Origin of the sequence: Streptomyces aureus (assembly GCF_001418135.1) — a bacterium.
Lineage (GTDB): Bacteria > Actinomycetota > Actinomycetes > Streptomycetales > Streptomycetaceae > Streptomyces > Streptomyces aureus_A.
This window is the reverse complement of sequence record NZ_LIPQ01000478.1, coordinates 1-1,205: the sequence shown is the minus strand read 5'-3', so window position 1 is coordinate 1,205 and position 1,205 is coordinate 1. Positions and strand designations below refer to the sequence as shown.

The window sequence follows — 1,205 nt, the reverse complement described above, 5'->3', positions numbered from 1 at the left end:
CCCGGCACCGGTCCCGGCGCCGGACTCGGCGCCGTGACGGCGGCGGGCGGGTAGCCGGGTCCCGGCGTGGCGTACCCGGGCGTGGCGTACCCGGGCGGCGGCGTGCCGTACGGGTACGACCGCGGCTGCGGCGACTGCTGCTGCGGCAGGTGGGGCGACGGGGCCGGGACCATGATCACGACCGGCGCCGGCTGATGGTGGCGGATGTCGACCACCAGGAAGTAGCAGGTCACGATCGCCATCTGCACGAGCAGCACGATCATGCCGGCGGTGTTCATCCAGGTGCCGGCGAACCGCTGCTCCAGCGGCACCACGCACCCGACGTTCAGCACCAACTGACCCCAGAAGAGCGCCCAGTCGCGCCCCGTGCGCCGCATGATCGCGATCCGGAGCATGGCGACCCAGGCGAGGAAGCCGAGCGACAGGACCACCAGGACCGTGATGAGGACCCGTACGGTGATCGTCGCCGCCGACGGGCCGGTGGCACGCGGCGGTGCGGGTGCGGGTGTGGCCGCGGGTGTGGGCACCTGACCGTACATACGACGCTCCCCCAGGACGGACGATCAGGCCTCTGCGGTTGACCGGACCAAGTCGGACCAAGAGAGTATGACGGCCTTCACGCGGGCTCCACACTTCCGTCCGCGAGACCGTCGTACAGCCCCTGGACGAGCTGTTCGCCGAGGCGGGCGGCGAGCCTCAGGGCCTCCTCGAACTCGGCGAGCGACTTGAAGTGGACGCCGTGGCGGCGCTGGTCGGCCAGGGGCAGCCGGGGCAGCTGGAGGCGGCGCACGTCGAGCCGGGTCGCGGTCGAGGCGAAGCTGCTGGCCTGCCGGTTGTTGGCGGTGCCGCGCAGGAATCCGGCGAGGAACCAGGGGTCGAGGGCGGCCGGTTCGGGCCGCAGGAGCTGGAGGTTGCGGCCGAGTGCCGCGCCGGCGGTGGCGGCGTCCACGACCCGGGCGACGGAGCCGCCGCCGAGGACCGGGACGACGACGTCACCCTCGGCGACGAGGACGGGCTCCTCGCGCTCCTCGCCCGGACCGCCGGCGGGGAGGGTGCCGGAGGGCGCGCCGCCGGACAGGACGTCGTGCTCGGTGAGGACGGGTACGCCCGCGTCGGCGGGGGCCGTGCCCGAGCCGCCCGTACGGAGCTGGAGGGCCCCGGTGCGGGCGAGTTCGCCGACGGTGGTGAGGGGGCGGGGCGCGGGG

At 74.6% G+C, this 1,205-nt stretch carries 1 protein-coding gene and 1 pseudogene; both read right to left on the bottom strand.

Annotated features, from left to right (window positions below; translation table 11 throughout):
* The coding region (locus AOK00_RS31225) for a hypothetical protein (RefSeq protein WP_055603553.1) at nt 1–539 on the bottom strand (539 nt) is incomplete at its 3' end.
* 77 nt (nt 540–616) lie between these two features.
* A pseudogene (locus tag AOK00_RS31220) lies at nt 617–1,205 on the bottom strand (SAM-dependent methyltransferase); the annotation flags it as partial.